The following is a 23074-nucleotide window of genomic DNA, read 5'->3' as shown; positions in this document are numbered from 1 at the left end:
TTATGTGCCGCTAATGGATAACCGTCACGGCCGCCGGTGCCACTGTCTTCAGCGGCTGGTAGTCGAGGGCGGTGAGGAAATTGGGGACCGTGCCCTGGGCCGCCAGGCGGTTCGCCATGGCCCAGCGGGTCTGGTCCTCCAACGCCACCAGCAATGCCTGGTCCAGGCTAACGGCGAAGTGGTAGGTCGGCCACAGTTCGCGCCACTTGTCGCTGTCGCCCTTGAGCAGGGCCCCGGTCATGGCTTGCGCCGCCTGCGGCTGTTCGGCGCAATAGCGGTTGCCGTCGATCAGCGCGCGCAACAGCTTTTTGATGGTCTCCGGATGGCTGCGCACATAGTCGCGCGTGCCGGCGATGTTGTAGGGGATCTCGTACAGGTCTTCGGCGTCGAACATCACGCCGTTCGGGCCGAGCTGCTTGAGCACCGTGTCCAGGTAAGGCTCCCAGCCGGACACCGCGTCCACGTCGCCGCGCAGCAGCGCCGCGCCGAATTCTTCCGGCTTCATATTGACCATGGTCACTTCGCTGGCCGCCAGGTGCTGGCGGTTGAGGAAGGCGTTCAGCACGAAGTGGTTGGAGGTGCCCAGGGTGACGCCGACCCGCTTGCCTTTCAGGCTGGGCGGCGCGGTCACGCCGCGGTCCTTGCGGCCGACGATGCCGTGATCGCGCTCGGCGCGGAAATAGGTTGCCACCACCGCCACCGGTACCTGCTCCATGACCGCGAACATGATGGGGATGTCGGCCACGGTGCCAAGATCGGCATGGCCGTCCAGCGCCGCTTGCAGCGAGGCCTTGCCGCTGGTGTGCGGCTGGATCTGGGCGGCAATGCCGTAGCGCTTGAAATAGCCCTGCTGCTGTGCCGCCAGGATGGGGCACATGGCGACATAGCTGGTGTTGGTGGCCAGGATCAGCGGTTCCAGCGGCGCAGCCCTGCCAAAGGCGCCGCCATGGCTGTGCCACCACCAGGCAGCCGCGCCCAGTCCCGCGAGCAGCACCAGGGCGGCGGCGCGCTGCGCCGTTTGCTTGGTCATCGTGTATCTCCGTGGAAACGAAGCTGACCGGACCAGCTTACACAATTGCCGCCGGGATGTAACATTTTCCTCATTAGCCTTTAGATAAGGCCTCCCCCGGCTTGCATGCTGATACATGCTTATACATAAGAGGCCTGCCACTTGCGCTAGAATGCCCGCTCAACTTTGCCCATTCCCACAAGAAACGATGCGAATTTTTGCCCCTTCCGCGCTCGCCGCGGCACTGTGCGCCGCGCTGGCGATCCCGGCCGCAGCCCAAAGCCAGACTCCCACCCCGATCAGCCTCGACCAGGCCATGTCCCACCCGGACTGGCTGGGCACCCCGGTGGAAACCGCGTGGTGGAGCTGGGACGGCAAGCAGGTGTATTTCAAGCAGAAGCGCAGCGCGTCGCCGCTGCGCGACACCTTCCAGACCAGCTCCCAGGCCGCCGCGCGCGCCGGCCTGCCGCCGCGCAAGGTGGCCGACAGCGAACTGGCCAGCCTGGACAGCGCCAGCGTGCAGTACAACCGAGAGCGCAGCCGCGCGCTGATGCTGCGCAACGGCGACCTGTTCGAGCGCGACCTGAAGACCGGCGCGCTGACCCAGATCAGCAAGGGCGCCACGCCGGCCCCGGTGGCGGCGCAGTACTCGGCCGACGGGCGCAGCGTGCAGTACCGCGTGGGCCACGACTGGTACAGCTGGAACCGCGCCGAGCGCCTGGTGTCCCCGGTGGCGCTGCCGCGCACCGCAAAGGACCCGGCCGCAGCGCCGGACGCCGATTCGCTGCGTGACCTGCAGCTGCGCCTGATTACCACGCTGCAGCGCCAGAAGGACGACAAGGACGCGTTGCGCGAACGCGCCGATGCCGAGCGCGCGGCCGACGCCACCCGCGCGCCGCAGCAAATCTACCTGGGCGAGAAGGTCGTGATCGACGCTACCTCGCTGTCGCCGGACGGCCGCTACCTGGTGATCGCCACCTCGCCCAAGGGCGACAAGGGCCGCATCGGCAAAATGCCGCGCTACGTGACCGAATCGGGATACGAGGAAGCCGACGACCAGCGCACCCGCGTCGGCCGCGACATGCCCAAGGCGCAGTCGCTAAAACTGGTGGACCTGAAAACGCGCGAAGTGCAGGACATCAAATTCGACGCCCTGCCCGGCATCGCCACCGACCCGCTGGCAGCCATGCGCGAGGCGCAGAAGCTGCCGGCGCAGAAAGGCAACCGCGCGGTGCGCCTGGACGACGAGACCGATGGCGGCATTTCCTGGACCGACAATGGCGCCAAGGTGGCCGTGATGCTACGCGCGGTGGACAACAAGGACCGCTGGATCGCCGCCATCGACCTGCCCGGCGCGGCTCTCAGGCCGCTGCACCGCGTCAGCGACACAGCCTGGGTGAACGGCAGCTACAACGAGTTCGGCTGGCTACCGGACAACGCCACGCTGTGGTTCCTGTCCGAGGAAAGCGGCTACTCGCACCTGTACACGCTGGGCGCCGACGGCAAGCAGCGCGCGCTCACGCAGGGCAAGTGGGAAGCCACGCGCGTGACCTGGTCGGCCGACGGCGGCACCGCCTTCGTGCTGTGCAACCGCGCCATGCCGGGCGCGTACGAAGTATGCGCCGTCAACGCGAAAGAGGCGTCGGTACGCGAAGTGACCGCGCTGGAAGGCGGCGTGGAACAGTACGCCGTGTCGCCCGACCAGCGCAAGCTGCTGGTGCACCACTCGTCGGCCTACATGCCGGCGCAGATTGCCACCGTGACCGTGGGTTCCGGCGCCATCGGCGCCGCCGTCAAGCTGACCGACACCCGCACGCCGGACTACAAGGCGCGCAGCTGGGTGCAGCCGGAACTGGTGGCGGTGCCCTCCACGCACGGCGCCGGCCCGATCTGGTCCAAGCTGTACCGCCCGGCCAAGCTGGAAGCGGGCAAGAAGTATCCGGTGGTGCTGTTCGTGCATGGCGCCGGCTACCTGCAGAACACCACCAAGCGCTTCCCGGTCTACTTCCGCGAGCAGATGTTCCATAACCTGCTGGTTGAAAAGGGCTACATCGTGCTGGACATGGACTACCGCGCCTCCAAGGGCTACGGCCGCGACTGGCGCACTGCCATCTACCGCCAGATGGGCCACCCGGAGCTGGACGACTACGTGGACGGCCTGAACTGGATGGTGGCCAAGCACCAGGGCGACGCGGACAACGTGGGCATCTACGGCGGCAGCTATGGCGGCTTCATGACCTTCATGGCGCTGCTGCGCGAGCCGGAGAAATTCAAGTCCGGCGCGGCGCTGCGTCCCGTCACCGACTGGACCACCTATAACCACGAATACACCGCCAACATCCTGAACACGCCGGAGCTGGACCCGGAAGCGTATAAGGTGTCGTCGCCGATCGAATACGCGGACAAGCTGAAAGGCAACCTGCTGATCGCGCACGGCATGGTGGACGACAACGTGTTCTACCAGGACTCGGTGCGCATGGCGCAGCGCTTCATCGAACTGAAGAAGGACAACTGGGAACTGGCCAGCTATCCGCTGGAGCGCCACGCCTACCTGCAGCCGGAAAGCTGGTACGACCAGTACCGCCGCATCTACCAGCTGTTCGAACGCACGCTGAAGAAGTAAGCAACAAGGCCGGGACAAGTTCCCGGCCTTTTTCTTTTATCCAAACACTTGCTGCAGCGATTGCGACTCCGGCAGTGCATCGCTCCAGGCTGCCACCTGCTCTGCGCTGGCCTCGGCCAGCCTGGTCCGGACGGTTGGCAGCAGCGGTCCGAATCGCCGACTAAGCTGCCGTTCCAGCAGCGCTGCCGCACCTTCTTTGCGCCCCTGCTGAAGGCCTTTTTCCAGTCCCTTCTCCATGCCTTTTCCAGCCCCTTTTCAAGCCCCTTTTTCAAGCCCCTTCTTCCATCCCTTATCCATGAATGCCTGCTTGTGCGAAGCCAGCAATGCATCGCTTCGGTCAGCATAGTCCACCAGCTTTGCGGTGGCGAAAGAGATGCCCATCACCGTGCCCAGTATCTGGTTTCGGAACGCATGCGGTCGCCAACCGGCCACCATGCCGTCCGGCGCATCGCCGAAGCCGATGCCGGCCAGTTCCTTGTCGCGGAAGCGCGGCCGCCCGGACCAGTCTATTTGAGCGCAGAGATCGGCAAAAAAGAAGGCCATGAAGGCCCGGAAGGCGTGTGTCAGTGCCAGTTTCCAGGGCAAATCGAAACGTGCAGGCGGCGCGGAGTTCGGCATCCAGCCAGTCTACGGCCATGCCCTGCCTGGCTGCATTGACGAAATGCAAGTGGTCTGCTGATTGCGCCTAGCCGGCCGGCGGAACCACGCGATTGCGCTTGTATTTGTCCTTGACCGATTTGCTCACCCGGTAGGAATCGCGCCGCCAGTCGCAAGCGCTGCAGACATCGGCGCAGGTGCACGCCGCGTCCAGGGTTTCCAGCGCAGGACCGAGCACCCGGCAAGCTGCCCCACCACCGGCAGGGACGTCGCAGGACGGCAGATCGCAGAAGCCGGCCTGGCGCTGCAGCGCCGGATGCCTGGCAGGGCATGGCGGCGCGTGCAGGCGGTGCTGGTGGCCGCAATCGCTCAGGCGGCGGTCCAGCAGCACCAGCCCGCGCCGCAGTCCGTAGCGCCCGATCACGCGCAAGCCGTAGGCCGAGCAGCCGTCGCGTCCCGTGTGGACGCGGAACGCGCAGACAAAGCCCTTGCGTGGGGAAAGATAGCGCTGATAGGCGCGGATGGCCAAAAGCGCGAGACGTTGAGGAGCGCCCCGCGCGTAATTGATATACATTGCTGGTTCTCGAATTTTCAAGGACACCCAATGATCACCTGCCATCTGCGCTACATCATCGATGCGGACAAGCTGCCGGAATTTGAACACTACGCCCGCTTGTGGATACCGCTGGTCGAAAAACTGGGCGGCACACACCACGGCTACCTGATGCCCAGCGAAGGCGCCAGCGACGTGGCGCTGGCTTCGTTCTCATTCGAATCGCTGGCGGCCTACGAGCAGTACCGCATCGCCGCCGCCACCGATGAAGAATGCATCGCGGCGGTCAATTACTATAAGAAGACCAAGTGCTTCATCAGCTACGAGCGCTCGTTCTTCCGCCCGGTGTTCCGCTAACGTTCAGCGCGCCACGCTGCTGGGCAGCTCGGTGAAGTCCTCGGTCTTCTCCAGTATCTGCCAGGTGGCCAGCAATGCCGGCGGCGGCACGATCAGCTTGCGCGCCACCAGGTCCAGCCAGCCGCCGGCGCTGGTGATGCGCGCAGCCAGCCTGCCGTCGCCGCGATACACGTCGCTGCGCAACAGCCAGCGGCTACCGTCTTCCGACATGCCGGCCAGGCCGAGCGTCACGGTGATGGACTCCAGCAGCATCACTTCCTTGAAGTACGCGATGTCGTCCTTCATCACCACCGGGCCGATGTTGTGGCGCTTGAACTCGCCCATGCTGAAACCGTGCTCCGACAGGAACAGCATGCGCACGTCGCCGGCCTTGTCCAGGAAGGCCGTGTTGCGCATATGGCTGTTGAAGTCCATGTCGCCCCAGCCTGCCATCATCTTCTTTTCAAACATCGCAGCTCCTTGTTCAGGCCAGGAAGTCGGCCAACGTCAGTGCCACGATTTTAGTCGCGTTGCGCAAATCGTCCAATGCCAGGCGCTCATCGGCCTTCTTGGCGTTCGATTCGGGCACGGTGCGCGGGCCGGCGCCGTACAGCACGGCCGGAATGCCCTGCTCGCCGTACAGGCGCGCGTCGGCGTACAGCGGGGTGCCGACGGCCGGGATGTCCTCACCCAGGATGGCCTTGGCGTTCTTCTGGATGTTGGCCACCAGCTGTTCGGAACCCGGCTGCGGGCGCAGCGCGTGCGACAGCAGCAGGCGCTTGATCTCGATGCGGATACCGGGTTCGCCGTGCACCGCCTCTTCGATCAGCGCGCGCACCTGCGCCTCCACCGCCACCGGGTCCTCTTCCGGGATCATGCGGCGGTCCATCTTCATCACCACCTTGCCGGGCACCACGTTGGTGTTGGTGCCGCCATCGATGCGGCCCACCAGCATGGTGGGGCTGTCGATGCCGGGCACCTTGGACTTGACCTTCTTCAGTTCCGCCACCTGGCTGTAGAGCGCGTTCAGGATTTTCGTTGCAGCCTGCAGCGCATCATGGCCGGTTTCCGGCATGGCGCCGTGGCCGGACTTGCCGTGCACGGTGATCTCGAACTGCAGGCAAGCGTTGTGCGCGGTGACGATGTTGTAGCTGAAGCCCGCCGCGATGACATAGTCCGGCCTGGTGAGCTTTTGCTCCAGCAGCCAGCCGGGTCCCAGCAGTCCGCCGAACTCCTCGTCGTAGGTGAAGTGCAGTTCCAGCTTGCCTTTCAGCGGAACGCCCAGCGCTTCCAGCGCGCGCGCGGCGAAGATGTAGGTGGCGAAGTCGCATTTCGAGACGGCGGCGGCGCGGCCGTAGATGTAGCCGTTGTCGACCACGCCGCCGTAGGGCGGATAGGTCCAGCCTTCGCCGGGCGGCACCACGTCGCCGTGCGCATTCAGGGCCACGGTGGGGCCGCCGTCCGCGTACGGGCGTCGCACGATCAGGTTGGTGATGGTTTCCATGCCATAGTCGCGCACCACCTGCTCCGGCACGGCGTGCTGCTCGGCTTCCCAGCCGTAGGCCTTGACCGCCTCGGCGATCATGTCCGCGTGCGGCGCGTTGTTGCCGGGCGGGGTGTCGGTGGGCACGCGCAGCACTTGCTGCAGGAAGGCCACCTGCTCGTCGAAATGGGCGTCGATCCACTGGATCAGTTGTTCTTGCTTGCTCATGTTGCTCCTTTATTTTGCGCCGGATTCGAACCAGGCCGCCACCAGGGCGCGTTCGTCGTCGGTCATATTGGTCAGGTTCGCGAGCGGCATGGCTTTCAGCTGCACCGTCTGTTTGTAAATCTTCTCCGCATTCTGGCGAATCTCCGCTTCGTTCTCCAGCATGACGCCGGCCGGCGCCGCCGCAAAGCCGGGCTGTGTGGGCGCCGCAGCGTGGCAGGCCACGCAACGCTGCGCCATGACGGCCTGCACCTTGCCAAATTGCGATACCGGCGCGGCCGCCTGTGCTGCCGCGGCGGCGGCGGCACGGGCCGCTGGAGGCTTGGGCGCTATCGCCACCGCCACCGCCAGCAGCAGCGCCACGCCGATGGCCGGATAGCGCCACTCCGTGCGGCCTTTGTGGCGCAGGTTGAAGAAGTGGCGGATGAACACGCCCGCCGCCATGATCACGGCCAGCACCAGCCACGCGTGCTCGTGGCGGTAGGTCATTGCGTAGTGGTTGCTGATCATGATGAACAGCACCGGCAAGGTGAAGTAGTTGTTATGCACGCTGCGCTGCTTGGCGCGCTGGCCGTGCACCGGGTCCGGCAGGCCGCCGGCCGCCATGGCCGCCACCATCTTGCGCTGGCCGGGGATGATCAGCATCAGCACATTGGCCACCATGATGGTGCCTATCATGGCGCCCACGTGGATATAGGCCGCGCGGCCGCTGAGGAAATGCGTCAGCACCCAGGACGCCGCCACCAGCAGCGCGAACACCACCACGCCGAACCAGAAGTCGTACTTGCCCAGCGCGGAGCGGCACAGCAGGTCGTACACGGTCCAGCCGACCACCAGCGAGGCGAGGCCGATACCGATGGCCTGCAGGCTGCTCAGGTCCGCCACCGACTGGTCGATCATCATGGCCTGCGCATTGAAATAGTAGGCGATGGTCAGCAGCGCGAAGCCCGACAGCCAAGTGGTGTAAGCTTCCCATTTGAACCAGTGCAGTTCCTTGGGCAGTTCGGCCGGCGCCACCAGGTACTTCTGCGGGTGGTAGAAACCGCCGCCGTGCACCGCCCACAGTTCGCCCGACACGCCCTTGCGCGCCAGTTCGGAGCCCGGTGCGGGCGGGCGGATGGAATTGTCCAGCCAGACGAAGTAGAACGAGGCGCCTATCCAGGCGATGCCGGTGATGATGTGCAGCCAGCGCACGATCAGGTTCAGCCATTCGAGGCCATACGGGATCAGATAGGCGAAAACTTCCATGGATTCCTCAAGAATGAAGTGGCGGCAATTTACAGAAGATAAACGGTTTTCGGCCCAGCGCCATGAAATATATCGTATATTCGACATATTCGATCTGATATAAAGCCAGCCTATGTCCAGCCTGCCCAAAAATCTCGATCTGCACCTGATCCGCATCCTCTACCTGCTGCTGGTGGAGAAGAACGTGTCGCGCGTGGCGCTGAAGTTGAATCAGCCGCAGCCATCGATCTCCGCCTCCCTGCGCAAGCTGCGCGAGCTGACCGGCGACCCGCTGCTGGTGCGCGGCGCGCGCGGCATGGTGCCGACCCAGCACGGCGAAAGCCTGCTCAAGCCGGCCAAGCGCATCCTCGATGAAACGGAAAACCTGTTCATCAAGAAGACGCCCTTCGTGCCGCAGGAAGAAGCGCGCACCTTCCACATCGCCGCGCCGGACTACCTGGACACGCAGTTCCTGCCCAACGTGGTGTCGCTGCTGCGGCGCGGCTCGCCGCTCAGCCGCATCATCATCCACGGCCTGGGGCCGGGGGTGGACTACGTGCGCCTGCTGTCCGACGGCGACCTCGATCTGGTCATCGCCAACTGGGACGAGCCGCCCGAGCACCTGCACATGTCCAAGCTGTTCGAGGACCCCATCATCTGCGCCATGCACGCCGGCGCACCGTACGCCAAGCGCACCCCCAGCGACGCCATGACGGCCGAGGACTACCTGTCGCTGCCGCACGTGGCGCCGTCGCAACTGTTGCCCGGCTACCACGGCGTGATCGACTCCTTCCTCGAGCGCCAGAACATGCGCCGCAACGTGATGGTGGAATCGGCCTACTTTGGCCTGATCCCCTACATGCTGACGCAGACCGACCTGGTGCTGACCACCGGCCGCCAGTTCATCCGCTTCCACGAGAAGACGCTGCCGCTGAAGACCTATACGGTGCCGATCAAGTTCCCGCCGATGCGCTTCTACCAGCTGTGGCACGAGCGCGTGCACGCCGCGCCCGAGCACAAATGGCTGCGCGACCAGGTGAGCGAGGCAGCGAAAGGTCTGCTGAAATGATAAGGGTCATAGGCGACGGCGTATAGCCCGCCTATACAGGCAGATATATCATCGACGTTCCAAGGATGGATATAACGATGACTACACTCTCCGAACTGAATAGCTGCGACGTCCCCACTTTCGCCGAGCGCCTGCACGGCATCTACGAGCACTCGCCATGGATTCCGCAGCGCGCCGCCGCGCTGCGTCCTTTCGCCAGCGTGACGGCGCTGAAGCAGGCCTTGCAGGCGGAGGTCGGCAAGGCCACGCAGGAAGAACAACTGGGCCTGATCCGCGCCCACCCGGAGTTGGCTGGCAAGGCCGCCATCGCCGGCGAGCTGACGGCCGAATCGACCAGCGAGCAGGCCAAGTCCGGCCTGAACCTGTGCAGCGCCGAAGAGTTCGCGATGCTGCACACGCTGAACGCCGACTACAACGCCAAGTTCGGCTTCCCCTTCATCCTGGCCGTGAAAGGCCCGACCGGCAACGGCCTGACGCGCCAGCAGATCATCGCCACCTTCACCCGCCGCTTCCGCAATCAGGTCAGCGATGAACAGCAGGAATGCCTGCGCCAGATCCACCGCATCGCCGAAATGCGCATCAACGACCTGCTGGGCGTGCAGATGGACTTCGGTCCGGCCATCATGCAGTGGTCCGAAGAGCTGGCGCAATGGAGCGACGACGCCGACGGGCTGACCTGCGCCTACATGACCGAAGCGCACCTGAAATCGGCCGCGCAGCTGGCAAACTGGATGCGCGAAGCCGGCATGGAAGTGCACATCGACGAGGTGGGCAACGTGGTGGGCCGCTACCTGTCCGGCGCCGCCAACGCCAAGACGCTGATGACCGGCTCGCACTACGACACCGTGCGCAACGGCGGCAAGTACGACGGCCGCCTCGGCATCCTGCTGCCGATCGCCATCGTCAAGCACCTGCACGCCACCGGCGAAAAGCTGCCCTTCGATTTCGAGATCGTCGGCTTTGCCGAGGAAGAAGGCGTGCGTTTCCGCTCCACTTTCCTGGGCAGTAACGCCATCACCGGCCGCTTCGACATGAACCTGCTGGAGCAGCTGGATGCGGACGGCGTGAGCATGCGCACCGCACTGGCCGGCGCCGGCCACAACGTGTCCGCCATTCCGGCGATCGCGCGCGATCCAGCCAGGCTGCTGGCTTTCGTGGAAGTGCACATCGAGCAAGGGCCGGTGCTGCTGCAGCGCGGCCTGCCGCTGGGCGTGGTCACCGCAATTGCCGGCAGCTCGCGCTACCTGGTCGAACTGCGCGGGCTGGCCAGCCATGCCGGCACCACGCCGATGACCATGCGCAAGGACGCCGCCGCCGCCGCCGCCGAGATCGTGCTGCTGGTGGAACAGCGCTGCGGCACGGCGGAGGCGCTGGTGGGCACCGTGGGACAGCTGCAAGTGCCGAACGGTTCGGTAAACGTGATTCCGGGCGCGTGCAAGCTGTCGCTCGACATCCGCGCTGCGGACGACGCGGTGCGCCAGGCGGCCGTGAAGGACGTCCTGGACGGCATCGCGGCGATCTGCGAGCGGCGCCACATCGAGTTCAAGCTGGAGAAAGTGGTGGAGGCGGCCGCCGCGCCGTGCGCGCCGTGGCTGATGGACCAGCTGGGCGCGGCGGTCGAGCGCACCGGCTTGCAGCGCTTCGACCTGCTGTCGGGAGCAGGACACGACGCCATGGCCATGGCCGCCACCGCCGACGTGGCCATGCTGTTCACGCGCTGCGGCAACGGCGGCATCAGCCACAACCCGCTGGAAACCATGACGGCCGACGACGCCGAGATCGCCGCCCAGGCGCTGCTGGACTTCCTGCGCCGCTTTGAGCCAAAGGCGCGCTAAGCGTGGCGGGTGGCGCCGTTCCGGCTAACCCGCCCTGCGCCGCGTCGTGTTGGACGAGACACCTCACGCAGTCGCCATTTCCCTGCTGTAGCTGCGCGTCGCTTCAACCAGGCTGCGGGTGTAGGGGTGGCTGGCGCCGCCGTTGCTGAGCAGGGCGCTGTCGAGCGTATCGACGATGCGGCCCTGCTGCATCACCGCCACGCGGTCGCACAGGTGCACCACCACGCCCAGGTCGTGCGTCACGAGGATGTAGGTCAGTCCGTCGCGCGCGCGCAGCTCGGCCAGCAGGTTCAGGATCTCGGCCTGCACCGACACGTCCAGCGCGGAGGTGGGCTCGTCCAGCAGCAGGATGCGCGGCTCCAGGATCAGCGCGCGGGCAATCGCCACGCGCTGCCGCTGGCCGCCGGACATCTGGTGCGGATAGCGGTAGCGGAACGAATCGTTCAGCCCCACTTTCAGCAGCATCTGCCGCACGCGCCCGCCGATGTTGTCCATCTTGTGGATCTTCAGCGGCTCCGACAGCGCCGTGTCTACCGTGTGGCGCGGGTGCAGCGAGCCGTAAGGGTCCTGGAACACCATCTGCATCAGCCGGCAGCGCTCGCGGTCTATCGTGCGGCCCAGCGGCTGGCCGGCGATGCGCATGTCGCCTTGCCAGTGCGAGTACAGCCCGGCCAGGCAGCGCAGCACCGTGCTCTTGCCGGATCCCGACTCGCCCACCAGGCCAAACACTTCCCCTTCACGCACCGAGAAGCCCACTTCGTTCAATACCTTGTTGCCCTGGGCGCCGCTGCCGAAAGTCAGCGCCAGGTCGTTTACCGTAATCATGGATCGGACTCCTAATTGGCCAGCCAGGCGGGATCGCGCTGCAGCACCGGCAGCACCGGGCGCCGCATGTCGATGCTGGGCAGCGCGGCCAGCAGGCCACGGGTGTAGGGATGCTGCGCATGGTCCAGGTCCGCCGCAGCGATGGATTCGACCACGCGGCCGGCGTACATCACCAGCACGCGGTCGCAGAAATGGCGCACCAGGTTCAGGTCGTGGCTGATAAAGATCAGGCCCAGGTCGCGCTGTCCGACCAGGTCGTCCAGCACCGACAGCACCTGGGCGCGCACCGACACGTCCAGCGCCGAAGTCGGTTCGTCGGCGATCACCACCTCGGGATTCGGGATCAGCATCATGGCGATCATGATGCGCTGTCCCATGCCGCCGGAGACCTCGTGCGGGTAGCGCTCGTAGACCTTGTGCGGATCCCGGATGCGCACCTGTTCCAGCATGGCGATGACGCGCTCGCGCACCTGGGCGCGCGGTAGCCGCCGCCCTTTCTCATGCGCCAGCACGGCTTCGGCGATCTGGTCGCCCACCTTCATTACCGGGTTCAGCGAGTACTTCGGGTCCTGCATGATCATGGACATGCGCTGGCCGCGTATGGCGCGCATCTGCTTCTCGCCGGCCTGCAGCAGGTCGGTGCCGCCGAAGCGCAGCACGCGCGCGTCGATGCGGGCGCTGGCCGGATGCAGCTTGAGCAGCGTGCGGCCCACGGTCGACTTGCCGGAACCGGATTCGCCGACGATTGCCAGCTTCTCGCGCCCCAGCTTGAAGGACACGCCGCGCACCGCGTCAACCAGACCGTCGCGGGTGGCAAAACGCACGCTCAGGTCTTCCACTTCCAGCTTGGTTTCAGTTTTGGTTTCCGTTTTCGTCATCATCGTTCCTTGTCAGCTGCGTGGATCGAACACGTCGCGCAGGCCGTCGCCCAGCAGGTTGAAGGCCAGGCTGACCACCATGATGGCGGCGCCGGGCATGGCCACCAGCCACCAGCACTCCATCATGTAGCGGCGCCCGGCCGAGATCATGGCGCCCCACTCGGCCGACGGCGGCTGCGCGCCCAGGCCGAGGAAGCCGAGGCCAGCGGCGGTGAGGATGATGCCGGCCATGTTCATGGTCAGCCGCACCAGCACCGAGGACAGGCACAGCGGCGCGATGTGCCGCACCAGGATGCGCAGCGGCGAGGCGCCCTGCAGCTGCACGGCCGCCACGAAGTCGGCCTTGCGCAGGGTGCGCGTCTCGGCCCGCGCCAGGCGCGCGATGGGCGGCCAGGCGGTGAGCGCGATGGCGATCACTGCATGCTCCAGGCCCGGCCCGAGCGCGGCCACGAAGGCCAGCGCCAGCACCAGGCTGGGAAAGGAGATGAAGATGTCGGTAATGCGCATGAACAGCGCGTCCACCCAGCCGCCGAAGTAGCCGGACGCGGCGCCCACCGCCAGCCCGACCGGGCCGACCACGATGGTGACCAGACCGACAATGTAGAGCGTGGTGCGGGCGCCGTACACCAGGCGGCTGAAGGTGTCGCGGCCGTATTCGTCGGTGCCGAACCAGTGCGCGGCGCCGGGCGCCTGCAAGGTGGCGGCCAGGTCCTGGCGCAGCGGGTCGTGGGTGGCGATCCAGGGCGCGCAGCAGGCAACCGCGATCAGCAGCAGGATCACGATCAGGCCCGCCAGCGTCATGGGATTGCGCAGCAGGTGGTGCAGCGCGCGCCGCAGCGATTCGCGCAGCGCGGAGCCAGCGGAGGCCGGGGCTGCCACAGCCCTGGCGGGCGGCGGCGCGGCATCGGGGGCGCTTGGGTCGGGAATAGCAGGCATGGTATTGGTCAGCATCAGTGCATCCGTGGATCGAAGACTTGGTACAGGGCGTCCGAGACGAGGTTGAGCGTGACGAAGATGACGCCGACCAGCAGCACACATCCCATCACCGAGTTCATATCGCCCAGCAGCAGGCTATTGGTCAGGTACTGGCCGAAGCCCGGCCAGGCGAACACGGTCTCGATCAGCACCGCGCCTTCCAGCAGGCCGCCGTAGGCCAGCGCGACGATGGTGAGCAGCTGCACCAGGATGTTGCGAAAGGCGTGGCGCCAGATCACGGCCGCCTCCGACAGCCCTTTCACGCGCGCCGTCAGGATGTACTCCTGCGACAGCTGCGCCAGCATGAAGCTGCGCGTCATGCGGCTGATGTAGGCCATTGAATGCAGGCCGAGAATGCAGGCCGGCAGCAGGATATGCCTGACGCTGTTGGCAAACGCATCCCAGTGCCCGGCCAGCAGCGTGTCGATCAGCAGCAGCCCGGTGACGGAAGGAATGGCGCCGTCGTAAGCCAGCGCGATGCGGCCCGAGCCGCCGGCCCAGCCCAGCCAGGCATAGAACACCAGCAGTCCCATCATCGCGAACCAGAACACCGGCGTGGAATGCCCGGCCAGGCTGATGACGCGCACCACATGGTCCACCAGGCGGCCGCGCCGGCTGGCGGCCCATACGCCCAGCGGCACGCCGGCCAGCACGCCCAGCACGATCGCGAGCGTGGCCAGTTCCACGGTGGCCGGGAACACCCGCGCAATGTCGGCACTGACGGCGTTCCCGGTCAGCAGCGAGGTGCCCAGGTTGCCGTGCGCCAGTTCGCCCAGGTAGCGGCCGAACTGCACCCACAGCGGCTGGTCCAGGCCCAGGCGCGCCGCCGCTTCACGGTAGGTCGAGGCGTCGGCATCCGGGCCCACAATGGACAGCACCGGATCGATCGGCATCACGCGGCCGATGAAGAAGGTCAGCACCAGCAGGCCAAAAAGCGTGGCCAAGGTGCTCAGCAAGCGCGCCCGCATGGCGCCGGCGCGTGCCAGAAAAGCTTTCATGTCTTGTCTCCGTTATTTTTATGGACCAGCATTTTTGGGCGGGCGCCTAATCTTTGTAGACGTCCCGCAAGTGGGTGGTGGCGGACGGATGACCCACGTAGCCGTGCACCCGCTTGCTCAGCACCACCGTCTCCAGCATCTGCGAGATAGGCTGGATCGCCCCCACCTCGCTGTCGTACAGCCGCTGCACTTCGCGGTACATGGCGTTTTGCGCATCCGGATCGCGCTCGCGCACCGCCTGCTCGATCAGGCGGTTGATCTCCGGGCTGTGGAAGGACGTGCGCCAGCCCTGGAAGTTGGTCAGCTTGGCGGCGTCGCGGTTGTCCGGGTTGTAGACCAGCGCGCGCAGGTTGGCATGAGGGTGCGGCTCCACGCCGCCGCCGCCGCGCCCCACCACGATCTCGAACTTGCGGTCGCGCATGGCGCCGTACACCTGGTTGCCGGTGCCGGACTGGATGCTGGCCTGGATGCCGGCCTGCGCCAGCGTACCTTGCAGCGCGGTGGCGATGTTGATCATGGGCGGATCGGACAGCACCTTGATGGTAGTGCGGAAGCCGTTAGGATAACCGGCTTCGGCCAGCAGCTGCTTGGCGGCCGCCACGTCCAGCTTGTAGCCGGGATCGGGCAGCGTGGCGGTCAGCCCTATCATCACCGGGCGCTGGTGCGCCACGCCGTAGTGCGGCATGATGGCCTTGTTGATGCCGTCGTAGTCGATCAGCTTGCGCAGCGCCAGCCGCACCCGCTTGTCCGCGAACTTGGCATCCTTCATGCTCACAGCCACGTAGTAGGAGGTGCCGCGCAGCACCGGCTGCACCACCGCGCTGGCGTCATGCTTGAGCGCTTCGATGTCCGGACCGGCCATGCCGGCCGCCAGGTCGACGTCGCCGCGCGAAATCATGAAGCGCAGCGACAGCGATTCCGGCACGTGCCGCATCACCACCCGGCGCAGCTTGGCCAGGCCGCGCCAGTAGCCGTCGTAGCGGTCCAGCAGCATGGCGTCCTTGGCGCGCCATTCGGTCAGCGCGTATGGGCCGGACCCGGCGGCGTGCGTCAGCAGCCAGGCCGCCCCCAGGTCGCCGTTCTTCTGGTGCGCCAGCACGGTGTCGCGGTCCAGGATGGCCGCGCTGACCGAGGTGCCCAGCGTGTACAGCACCATCTTCGGATCGGTCGGTTCCGGCAGCGTGATGCGCAGGGTGCGCGCGTCCACCGCCTGGATCAGCCGCTCGGCGTTGCCGGCGCTGAAGCCGTAGCTTTTCCACGGCGACGCCATGGCCAGGTTCAGCTTGAGCACGCGCTGCAGCGACCAGGCCGCGTCGGCGGCGGTCAGCGCGCGGCCGCTCTGGAAGCGCGCGTCGCCGCGCAGCGACAGAGTGATGCTCATGCCGTCCGGAGCGATCTCCCAGCGCTCGGCCAGTGCCGGCCGCACCTGGCTCAAGTCGTGCGGGTCGAGCTCCACCAGGTAGTCGTACAGGTTGGCCACCACGCCCAGCACGTCGTTGCCGGTGGCGCCGGCCGGGTCCAGCGACAGCAGGTTGTTCATGTTCATGCCTATCACCAGCTGGTCGCGCGGCGTGGCCGCCAGCGCCGGCGCAGGCAGTGCCAGTGCGGCGGCAAGCGCCGCGGCCAGCGCAGCACCAGCCGCACCGCCGCAAGCCCGTTTGATTGCACGTTTCATGTCCGCGCCTTAGTAGGATTCCACGGTGCTGGCCGCGATGTAGTCGAAGTCGATGTCCTCGCCCAGCCCTGGCTGCTGCGACAGGTGCACGAAGCCGTCGGCGTCCATCGCGTCCGGCAGGCTGCGCAGGTAGGCCGGCGGCACGTCGTAATCCAGGAAGGGATGCAGCAGGCCGCGCTCGTACCATTCGCAGTTCTTGATGGCGGCGGTGACGGCCAGGTTGGCCGCACCGTTGCCATGTACTTCGCAGTTCATGCCAAAGGCGTCCGCCAGCGCGGCGACCTTCATGGTCGGCGTGATGCCGCCCACGCCCGGCACGCCGGCGCGCAGGATGTCGCAGGCGCCCGCCTGCACCCAGTCGGCGCGGCTGTGGTGCTTGCCCGAGATCGACTCCGGCCCGACGATGGGGATGTCGAGCTGGTTGGCCAGCCAGGCGTAGGACGCGATGCTCTGCTCGTTCATCATTTCCTCGAACCACGCGAAGTTGAGCCGTTCCAGCGCGCGGCCGATGGTGAGCGCGTCGCTGCGGCTGTACCAATGATACCCGTCCAGCATCAGCGCCACGTCCGGGCCGACCGCCTCGCGCACTGCCGCGCAAGCCTTGATGTCCATCGCCACGCTGGGCGCGAACGACACCGGCGGCATCCAGGTGTGCAGCTTGATGGCCTTGTAGCCGCGCTCGACCAGCTTGACGGCGAACGCCGCGTACTCGTCCGGCGTGGACAAGCCGCCTTTCAGCTCGTCGCCGCACATGGTGCTGCCGTAGGCCGGCACCTTGTCGCGGAAGGCGCCCAGCAGCTTGTACACGGGGGTGTTCAGCGCGCGGCCCGCCAGGTCCCACAGCGCCTGTTCGATGACGGCCAGCGCGCGGTCGGTCAGCTGGCCGGCGCTGCCGCGCTGCCAGTGCACCAGGTCCTGCCACAGGCGTTCGCGGTCGAACGGGTCCTGCCCGATCAGCACCTTGCGCGCGAACGCTTCCAGGATGTGCGGCCGCACCACTTCCGGCGGCCCGAAGGCGTAGCCCTTGCTGCCGTCGTCGGCAGTGATGGTGATCATGGCCATGTTGGCGCGCTTCTCCGGGCCGGGATGCGAGTGCCCCGCGCTGTCCACGCTGCGGCTGGTCAGATAGTGGAACACGGTTCCTTGTACTCGTTCGATTTTCATGTGCTGTCTCGGATTTGGGTAAAAAAGGGTGGGCGCCGCGCTTTTGGCACGGGCGCCCGCCAAAACGGGCCGGGGCCGGCCTTAAAACTTGTCGCGCTCAGAATTCATAGCTCACGCGCGCATTGAACGCCCGCCCGATCGGGCTGGCGATGTTGTTGGCGTACGCAGTCGAATTCGAGTTGGTGACGGGCGGTTCGGTGTCGAACAGATTGCTCACGCCCGCCGTCAGGTTGATGTGCTTGAAGCCCTTGTAGGAGGCGGTCAGGTTCCACACCGAATACGGCTTGATGTCGCGGAAGTACTCAGGCGCCACGTTGTTCAAATCGTGGTAGCCGGTGTTGAAGTTCTGCGTCAGCTGCGAGAACCAGTCGCCCTTGGCCCACGACAGGCGCAGCGAATGCTTCCAGCGGAAGGTGTAGGTGGGACTGGCGCTGACGTTGCCCGATCCGACCGAACCGAAGCGCCCCAGGTTGGAAATCCAGGCGCCGTCCTTCTCGTTCTGGTTTTCGAACTGGTGCACATAAGTGCCGTCCATGGCGATCTTGAAGTCGCCCACAGGCTGCCTCGGGAAGCCATAGCTGAAGCCGACGTCCACGCCGCTGGTGCGCAGGTCGCCCAGGTTCATCACGGTGTTCTTCACGTAGGCCAGCGAGCCGTTCGCATTGCGCACGAACAGGTCGGCGTACTTGGCGGGGTTGGTGAAGATGGCGTTCTGCGGCAGCTGGCCGATGCTGTTGCGGAAGTGGATGTTGTAGTAGTCCAGCGACAGCATCATGTTGCGCATCGGCTCCAGCACGACGCCGAAGGTCAGGCTGCGCGATTTCTCGGGCAGCACGTCCGGATTGCTGCCCTGCTGCACCGGCAGCTGTGCGTTGCAGACGATGAGCGGATTGGCGCCCGCCACCGGCTTGCCGGTGCCTGCCAGGCCGGGGGTGCCGGGGCACAGCACCGGATCGTCCCAGCGGCTGGTGGTGAGCGCGGTGGCGCCGGGCAGGCGGTAGCCGTAGCGGTCGAACAGCGTCGGCGCGCGGAAGCCGGTGCTGGCCGAACCGCGCAGCATCAGGTTCCTGGCCGGCTGGTAGCGGAAGCTGGCTTTGGGATTGACGGTGTTGCCGAAGTCGGAATAGCTGTCGGCGCGCGCGGCGATGTTGAAGTCCAGCTCCTTGGTCACCGGCAGGTCGGTCTCGATGAACAGGGCGCTGATGTTGCGGCTGCCCGAAGCGTAGCTGGGCAGGCGGTTCTGGTAAGGCACGTCGATCACGCCGTCCAGCGCCCGGTCCTTGTTGGCGTCGTGATGGAACTCGGCGCCGGCGGCCAGCGTCAGCGCGCCGCCGCCCAGTTGCATCAGCTCGCGCGTGACGGTCAGGTCGATCCCGGTGTACAGATTGGTGGTGTGCCGGATCTGGCCGCCGTCGGCCGAAATCTCCTTCAGGTAGGCCAGGCCTGCCGCGCTCTGCGTGCCGAAGGGATTGAGGATGCCGTTGCGTACGCCGGCTTGCAGCTTGAGTCCGTTCACATAACCCTGGCGGAACCAGGAATCGCGCTCGCCGGCGCCGTAGATGAAGCCCAGCCGATAGTCCCACTTGCCGACGCGGCCTTCGTCGGCCAGCACCAGGCGGGTGGCCTGCTGCTGGTCGCGCGCAATGGCCGGCCCCAGCTCGGCCACGCTCCAGGACACGTTCAGGGTGGAGCCGTTCAGGCCCGCCATGGCCGGCACGCCGGCGGAGCCGCCCGGATAGTACGGGCTGCTCGGCGTAATCTGCGCCACCGCGCCGTTGAAGCCCACCGTGGTGCTGGGCGCGCGCTGCGTGGTGATGTGCTCCTTGGCGTACAGCAGTTCGGCCGTTACCAGGTGGTCCTCGGACAGCTTCAGGCTGCCCTTGGTGAAGAAGGTGGTTTGCGCGTTGGCCGGCAGCGCCAGCACATAATAATTGGCGTTCTGGATGCAGGTGTTGCGCAGCGCCGGCGTGGAATACGGCGCCGTGCAGCCGCTGGCGTAGTAGGGATTGCCGGTGATACCGGTGCTGGGCGAGAACACATTGGCCGGCTGCGCGTAATTGCCGGTGGCGGCGCGCGGCGCGATGCCCAGTTCAGCCAGCCGTTCGGGGCTGCTCAGCTCAGGGCGGTCGGAGGCGTCGAGCGCGCTGCGCTTGTGCGTATCGACCGTGGCGTAAATATTCCAGCCGTCCGCTTCCAGGTCGCCGATGCCGCCCAGGATGCTGAGCCGGTGTTCGCGGCCGCCGCCGGATGCCTGCGGCACCACCGCCTGTCCCGTCACGTTCAAGCCCTTGTAGCTGCGCTTGGTGATGAAGTTGACCACGCCGCCGATGGCGTCGGTGCCGTAGGTGGAGGAGGCGCCGTCGCGCAGCACTTCCACGCGGTTCAGGGCGCTCATCGGTATCATGTCGACGTTGACAAAGCCGTTGCTGAGCGGCTCGTTCACCATGCGCCGGCCGTTCAGCAACACCAGCGTGCGGTTGATGCCGATGCCGCGCATATTCATGTTGGTGCCGGCGCCGGCGGCGGACGGCACGTTGGTCGAGGCCACCGGCATGGACGTCACCACGTCGGCCACCGTGGTCAGCGCGGCGTTGGCGAATTCGTCGGCCTTGACCGTGGTGACCGGCAATGCCATTTCGCTGGCCACGCGCTTGATGGTGGAGCCGGTGACTTCGACTTTCTGCATGGGGGCTGCCGCCGGTGTCGCGGCGGAAGCGGCGTCGGCCTGCTGCGCGGCGGCCTGGGCTGCCAAAGCCAGGACGGCGAGGGCGATGGCTGTGCGGCTTAGCCGGTAGGGGGTGCTGCGGGTGCGGTAGTGCATGGTGGTCTCCTCCATGGTGTAAGAATTTTCTTCTTCACGTCGGCGGAGGATCATGCGTTGCCGCGCTGTCCTTTTTGTCTCGCCGTAACGCTGCTAATGCCGGCCCCAAGTCATCGGTCGTCTGACAACTTGGAAGCAAGTATAATCATCACTTTTAGAAAACGCAACTTGTGTTTTGAGACCCAGCCCATCCATGGAATCAAGCCGCCCCACCCCCGCCCCGCCCAAACCGCGCTCGCTGGCGCACGGCGTTGTCAGTTACGTCGCAGACCTGATCAAGGACGGCCGCATCGCACCCGGCGAGAAGGTGCCATCCGAGGCGGAGATCATCCGCGCGCTGGGCGTGAGCCGCTCGGTGGTGCGGGAAGCGATTTCGCATATGCAGGCGGCCGGCATGGTCGAGACCCGCCAGGGCGTGGGCACCTTCGTACTGGACCGCACGCCGCAGCATATGGGCCTGGCGGCCAAGAGCGCGATGACCAAGGAGGACGTGCTGTCCATCCTGGAACTGCGCATCAGCCTGGAGACCGAGGCTGCGGGCCTGGCCGCCAGCCGCCGCAGCGAGCCGCAGCTGGCAAGGATCCGCGCCGCGCTGGACGCCTTCCTGGCACGCTGCGACAGCGGCGGCGAGACGGCCACGGCGGACACGCAGTACCACCTGTCCATAGCGCAGGCCGCCAACAACCCCTATCTGCGCGATGTGCTCAGCCACATCAACCTGGAACTGCTGCCGCGCGCGCGGCAGACCTCCGCCCACATCCCGCGCGACGCGCCCGAGATCTACCTGGAACGGGTGCGGCGCGAACATGAGGATATCTACAGCGCCATCGCCCGCCAGGACCCCGAATCGGCCCGCGCGGCCATGCGCACCCACCTCAGCAACAGCCGCGAGCGCCTGCGGCGCGCGCACGAACAATACGAAGCAAGCAGGCAGCCCTGAGAGCACGCCCGATGCCACGCGCTCGGGCTTTTTTTCGCCCACACCCGTCAGACGTCTGACAGGCAAGCACAAAAAAAGACGGCGAAACGCCGTCTGCATTGTTGTTGAATTTATCAGAATTACCGGTAAGTAACGCTATTCGCCTCGCCCAGCCACTCCAGGTGCGCGTAATTGTTCAGGTAATTCACACTGGTCTTGCCCGGACGGTGCTGCAGCTTGGTCAGCGAGCAGTTGGCGATGGACCAGTTCAGCTCCAGCGTCTTGTGGTCGGGCAGGTCCAGCAAATGCTGGCAGATTGCCGAAATCGTACCGCCCGAGGTGAACACCACCGTGGTTTCCGACTCCGCCCGCTGCGAGGTCAGGCGCTCCAACGCCGCCACGCAGCGCGCCTGGAAGGCCTGCCAGGTCTCGGTGTAGTCGCCATCGTGTTTGCCACCCATCCAGCGCTGCATGGCCGCCACGAAGATATGCTCGAAGGCGTGCTTGGGATCGGCCTGGCGCGCCGCGTACGCCCTGAACGCTTCCGGCGAGGCAAACTCCGGGCAGTGCCTCACCAGTACTTCGACGTGGTTGAACTCCGCGAAACCCGGATCGGTAAGCCATTCGGTATCGGCCAGCAGCGTGCGGGCCAGTTCGGACAGGCAGCTGTCCGCCGTCTGCCGGTGGCGCACCATGCCGCCGCACACCACGCGCTGGAAAACCTGGCGGCTGTTGGCGAACCATTGCCCCAGCAGGCGCGCCTGCTCGAAGCCCAGCGGGGAAAGCTGGTCGTAGTTGGCGGATCCGAACGAGGCTTGGCCGTGGCGAACCAGGTAAATTTGTCCCATCGCGCGTCCTCCGTGTAACAAAAAGAATAAAACACAGCTTAGCGCCCGATGTAGAATTCATCAAATGAATAGTTTTAATGCATCCCAATAAACATCATGCATATATCCAAGGTCGACCTGAATCTGTTTGTCGTGTTCGACGCCATCTACACGGAGGGCAGCCTGACACGCGCCAGCCTGAAGATGAACCTGACGCAGCCGGCCGTCAGCCACGCGCTGGCGCGCCTGCGGCAGTTGCTGAACGACGCGCTGTTCGAGCGCCAGGGCCACGTGATGGTGCCGACGCCGCTGGCGCGCAGTATCATCGAGCCGGTCCGGCAGGCGCTGCGCGGATTCGAAGTCACCCTGAGCGGCGCCGAGCGCTTCGACCCGGCCACCAGCGAACGCACCTTCACGCTCGCCATGCGCGACGTGGTCGAGCCCACCATCCTGCCGCCGCTGATGGCGCGCATCGCATCGGCCGCGCCGTCGGTCGGCGTGAACGCGCTGCGGGTGGCGCGCGGCGAACTGGAAGGCGAGCTGGCCGCCGGCAGCATCGACGCGGCGATCGACCTGCTGCTGCCGCTGTCCAAGGACATCCGCCAGATGCGGCTGCCGTCCGACCAGACCGTGGTGCTGGCGCGCGCAGCCCATCCGCAGGTGCAGCATGCGCTGGACCTGGAGATGTATCTGCGCCAGGAGCATATCCAGGTCAGCTCGCGGCGCAGCGGGCCCAGCCTGGAGGATGTGGAGCTGAGCCGGCGCGGCCTGCAGCGCCGCATCCGCATGCGCTGCCAGCACTACTATACCGCCTGCACGGTGGTGAGCCAGACCGACTTGCTGCTGACCATGCCCGAGCGCTACGGCCAGGTGCTGAACCAGCAGTTCGGCCACCAGATGCTGGCGCTGCCGCTGGAGCTGGCCCATATCGACAACCAGCTGTACTGGCACGCCAACGTCGACAGCGATCCCGCCAACCGCTGGCTGCGCGAGCAGATCGCCGAAGTGCTCAGCACGCTGCCGTGACCCGCGCAT

At 66.1% G+C, this 23074-nt stretch carries 21 protein-coding genes; 6 read left to right on the top strand and 15 right to left on the bottom strand.

Annotation, left to right across the window (positions count from 1 at the left end):
• Positions 1 to 10: 10 nt before the first annotated feature.
• Positions 11 to 1030 (bottom strand): ABC transporter substrate-binding protein, encoded by a 1020-nt coding sequence (locus ASD15_RS04200; protein WP_057153450.1) that lies wholly within the window; start codon positions 1028 to 1030, stop codon positions 11 to 13.
• 187 nt (positions 1031 to 1217) lie between these two features.
• Here ASD15_RS04200 and ASD15_RS04195 point away from each other — a divergent pair, with 187 nt between their 5' ends.
• The gene (locus ASD15_RS04195; protein WP_057153449.1) at positions 1218 to 3632 is read left to right on the top strand and encodes a prolyl oligopeptidase family serine peptidase; all 2415 of its coding nucleotides are present in this window, start codon (positions 1218 to 1220) and stop codon (positions 3630 to 3632) included.
• 36 nt (positions 3633 to 3668) lie between these two features.
• Here ASD15_RS04195 and ASD15_RS04190 read toward each other — a convergent pair whose 3' ends face one another.
• The 3 genes from ASD15_RS04190 to yidD all read right to left on the bottom strand — a co-directional run bounded on the left by ASD15_RS04190 (position 3669) and on the right by yidD (position 4803).
• The gene (locus ASD15_RS04190) at positions 3669 to 3869 is read right to left on the bottom strand and encodes a DUF4351 domain-containing protein (protein WP_057153448.1); all 201 of its coding nucleotides are present in this window, start codon (positions 3867 to 3869) and stop codon (positions 3669 to 3671) included.
• A gap of 18 nt (positions 3870 to 3887) precedes the next feature.
• Positions 3888 to 4250, bottom strand: coding sequence for a hypothetical protein (locus ASD15_RS04185; protein ID WP_157200800.1), 363 nt, complete (start codon positions 4248 to 4250; stop codon positions 3888 to 3890).
• Positions 4251 to 4317: 67 nt separating this feature from the next.
• Complete coding sequence (gene yidD / locus ASD15_RS04180) at positions 4318 to 4803, bottom strand: membrane protein insertion efficiency factor YidD (RefSeq protein WP_082551524.1); 486 nt, start codon at positions 4801 to 4803, stop codon at positions 4318 to 4320.
• 30 nt (positions 4804 to 4833) lie between these two features.
• Between yidD and ASD15_RS04175 the strand changes: the two genes are divergently transcribed.
• Entirely contained in the window at positions 4834 to 5139 is a 306-nt protein-coding gene (locus tag ASD15_RS04175) for an NIPSNAP family protein (protein ID WP_057153445.1), read from the top strand.
• A gap of 3 nt (positions 5140 to 5142) precedes the next feature.
• Here ASD15_RS04175 and ASD15_RS04170 read toward each other — a convergent pair whose 3' ends face one another.
• From ASD15_RS04170 to ASD15_RS04160, 3 genes are read right to left on the bottom strand one after another with little or no spacing between them, the layout of a single operon-like run.
• Positions 5143 to 5589 (bottom strand): thioesterase family protein, encoded by a 447-nt coding sequence (locus ASD15_RS04170; RefSeq protein ID WP_057153444.1) that lies wholly within the window; start codon positions 5587 to 5589, stop codon positions 5143 to 5145.
• 13 nt (positions 5590 to 5602) lie between these two features.
• Entirely contained in the window at positions 5603 to 6829 is a 1227-nt protein-coding gene (locus ASD15_RS04165; RefSeq protein WP_057153443.1) for a M20/M25/M40 family metallo-hydrolase, read from the bottom strand.
• Between the two features lie 9 nt (positions 6830 to 6838).
• Positions 6839 to 8074 carry a urate hydroxylase PuuD gene (locus ASD15_RS04160; protein ID WP_057153442.1) on the bottom strand — a complete coding sequence of 412 codons (1236 nt, stop codon included), beginning with the start codon at positions 8072 to 8074 and terminating at the stop codon, positions 6839 to 6841.
• Between the two features lie 112 nt (positions 8075 to 8186).
• On the opposite strand from ASD15_RS04160, the gene ASD15_RS04155 reads away from it, so the two are divergent.
• Entirely contained in the window at positions 8187 to 9122 is a 936-nt protein-coding gene (locus ASD15_RS04155) for a LysR substrate-binding domain-containing protein (protein WP_057153441.1), read from the top strand.
• A gap of 77 nt (positions 9123 to 9199) precedes the next feature.
• The gene (locus tag ASD15_RS04150; RefSeq protein ID WP_057153440.1) at positions 9200 to 10957 is read left to right on the top strand and encodes an allantoate amidohydrolase; all 1758 of its coding nucleotides are present in this window, start codon (positions 9200 to 9202) and stop codon (positions 10955 to 10957) included.
• A gap of 63 nt (positions 10958 to 11020) precedes the next feature.
• Here ASD15_RS04150 and ASD15_RS04145 read toward each other — a convergent pair whose 3' ends face one another.
• The 7 genes from ASD15_RS04145 to ASD15_RS04115 form a co-directional block, all read right to left on the bottom strand.
• On the bottom strand, positions 11021 to 11782 hold the full coding sequence (locus ASD15_RS04145) for an ABC transporter ATP-binding protein (protein ID WP_057153439.1): 762 nt from the start codon (positions 11780 to 11782) through the stop codon (positions 11021 to 11023).
• 11 nt (positions 11783 to 11793) lie between these two features.
• Positions 11794 to 12660, bottom strand: coding sequence for an ABC transporter ATP-binding protein (locus ASD15_RS04140; RefSeq protein WP_057153438.1), 867 nt, complete (start codon positions 12658 to 12660; stop codon positions 11794 to 11796).
• 12 nt (positions 12661 to 12672) lie between these two features.
• On the bottom strand, positions 12673 to 13596 hold the full coding sequence (locus ASD15_RS04135; protein WP_057153717.1) for an ABC transporter permease: 924 nt from the start codon (positions 13594 to 13596) through the stop codon (positions 12673 to 12675).
• Between the two features lie 14 nt (positions 13597 to 13610).
• Positions 13611 to 14633 (bottom strand): ABC transporter permease, encoded by a 1023-nt coding sequence (locus ASD15_RS04130; protein WP_057153437.1) that lies wholly within the window; start codon positions 14631 to 14633, stop codon positions 13611 to 13613.
• 46 nt (positions 14634 to 14679) lie between these two features.
• Positions 14680 to 16308, bottom strand: a complete 1629-nt coding sequence (locus ASD15_RS04125; RefSeq protein WP_082551523.1) for an ABC transporter substrate-binding protein — start codon at positions 16306 to 16308, stop codon at positions 14680 to 14682.
• A gap of 9 nt (positions 16309 to 16317) precedes the next feature.
• Complete coding sequence (locus tag ASD15_RS04120) at positions 16318 to 17472, bottom strand: mandelate racemase family protein (protein ID WP_057153436.1); 1155 nt, start codon at positions 17470 to 17472, stop codon at positions 16318 to 16320.
• Positions 17473 to 17569: 97 nt separating this feature from the next.
• Positions 17570 to 20293, bottom strand: a complete 2724-nt coding sequence (locus ASD15_RS04115; protein WP_229418051.1) for a TonB-dependent siderophore receptor — start codon at positions 20291 to 20293, stop codon at positions 17570 to 17572.
• A gap of 193 nt (positions 20294 to 20486) precedes the next feature.
• Here ASD15_RS04115 and ASD15_RS04110 point away from each other — a divergent pair, with 193 nt between their 5' ends.
• Complete coding sequence (locus tag ASD15_RS04110) at positions 20487 to 21233, top strand: FadR/GntR family transcriptional regulator (RefSeq protein WP_057153435.1); 747 nt, start codon at positions 20487 to 20489, stop codon at positions 21231 to 21233.
• Between the two features lie 119 nt (positions 21234 to 21352).
• Here ASD15_RS04110 and ASD15_RS04105 read toward each other — a convergent pair whose 3' ends face one another.
• A complete protein-coding gene (locus ASD15_RS04105) occupies positions 21353 to 22060 on the bottom strand; it encodes a histidine phosphatase family protein (protein WP_057153434.1) in 708 nt (235 codons plus the stop codon).
• Positions 22061 to 22156: 96 nt separating this feature from the next.
• On the opposite strand from ASD15_RS04105, the gene ASD15_RS04100 reads away from it, so the two are divergent.
• Entirely contained in the window at positions 22157 to 23065 is a 909-nt protein-coding gene (locus ASD15_RS04100) for a LysR family transcriptional regulator (protein WP_057153433.1), read from the top strand.
• Positions 23066 to 23074: the final 9 nt, after the last annotated feature.

The organism is Massilia sp. Root351, from assembly GCF_001425045.1.
Classification (GTDB): domain Bacteria; phylum Pseudomonadota; class Gammaproteobacteria; order Burkholderiales; family Burkholderiaceae_D; genus Rugamonas.
The sequence above is the reverse complement of the archived record's forward strand: the minus strand, read 5'-3'. Positions and strand labels throughout refer to the sequence as shown.

Excerpts from the sequence above, each read along its gene's own strand:
- ASD15_RS04165 (WP_057153443.1), bottom strand. The coding sequence starts at position 6,829 with ATGAGCAAGCAAGAACAACTGATCCAGTGGATCGACGCCCATTTCGAC.
- ASD15_RS04195 (WP_057153449.1), top strand. The coding sequence starts at position 1,218 with ATGCGAATTTTTGCCCCTTCCGCGCTCGCCGCGGCACTGTGCGCCGCG.
- yidD (WP_082551524.1), bottom strand. The coding sequence starts at position 4,803 with ATGTATATCAATTACGCGCGGGGCGCTCCTCAACGTCTCGCGCTTTTG.
- ASD15_RS04140 (WP_057153438.1), bottom strand. The coding sequence starts at position 12,660 with ATGACGAAAACGGAAACCAAAACTGAAACCAAGCTGGAAGTGGAAGAC.
- ASD15_RS04185 (WP_157200800.1), bottom strand. The coding sequence starts at position 4,250 with ATGCCGAACTCCGCGCCGCCTGCACGTTTCGATTTGCCCTGGAAACTG.
- ASD15_RS04200 (WP_057153450.1), bottom strand. The coding sequence starts at position 1,030 with ATGACCAAGCAAACGGCGCAGCGCGCCGCCGCCCTGGTGCTGCTCGCG.
- ASD15_RS04115 (WP_229418051.1), bottom strand. The coding sequence starts at position 20,293 with ATGCACTACCGCACCCGCAGCACCCCCTACCGGCTAAGCCGCACAGCC.
- ASD15_RS04120 (WP_057153436.1), bottom strand. The coding sequence starts at position 17,472 with ATGAAAATCGAACGAGTACAAGGAACCGTGTTCCACTATCTGACCAGC.
- ASD15_RS04175 (WP_057153445.1), top strand. The coding sequence starts at position 4,834 with ATGATCACCTGCCATCTGCGCTACATCATCGATGCGGACAAGCTGCCG.
- ASD15_RS04170 (WP_057153444.1), bottom strand. The coding sequence starts at position 5,589 with ATGTTTGAAAAGAAGATGATGGCAGGCTGGGGCGACATGGACTTCAAC.
- ASD15_RS04110 (WP_057153435.1), top strand. The coding sequence starts at position 20,487 with ATGGAATCAAGCCGCCCCACCCCCGCCCCGCCCAAACCGCGCTCGCTG.
- ASD15_RS04105 (WP_057153434.1), bottom strand. The coding sequence starts at position 22,060 with ATGGGACAAATTTACCTGGTTCGCCACGGCCAAGCCTCGTTCGGATCC.
- ASD15_RS04155 (WP_057153441.1), top strand. The coding sequence starts at position 8,187 with ATGTCCAGCCTGCCCAAAAATCTCGATCTGCACCTGATCCGCATCCTC.
- ASD15_RS04145 (WP_057153439.1), bottom strand. The coding sequence starts at position 11,782 with ATGATTACGGTAAACGACCTGGCGCTGACTTTCGGCAGCGGCGCCCAG.
- ASD15_RS04150 (WP_057153440.1), top strand. The coding sequence starts at position 9,200 with ATGACTACACTCTCCGAACTGAATAGCTGCGACGTCCCCACTTTCGCC.
- ASD15_RS04135 (WP_057153717.1), bottom strand. The coding sequence starts at position 13,596 with ATGCCTGCTATTCCCGACCCAAGCGCCCCCGATGCCGCGCCGCCGCCC.
- ASD15_RS04100 (WP_057153433.1), top strand. The coding sequence starts at position 22,157 with ATGCATATATCCAAGGTCGACCTGAATCTGTTTGTCGTGTTCGACGCC.
- ASD15_RS04160 (WP_057153442.1), bottom strand. The coding sequence starts at position 8,074 with ATGGAAGTTTTCGCCTATCTGATCCCGTATGGCCTCGAATGGCTGAAC.
- ASD15_RS04125 (WP_082551523.1), bottom strand. The coding sequence starts at position 16,308 with ATGAAACGTGCAATCAAACGGGCTTGCGGCGGTGCGGCTGGTGCTGCG.
- ASD15_RS04190 (WP_057153448.1), bottom strand. The coding sequence starts at position 3,869 with ATGGAGAAGGGACTGGAAAAAGGCCTTCAGCAGGGGCGCAAAGAAGGT.
- ASD15_RS04130 (WP_057153437.1), bottom strand. The coding sequence starts at position 14,633 with ATGAAAGCTTTTCTGGCACGCGCCGGCGCCATGCGGGCGCGCTTGCTG.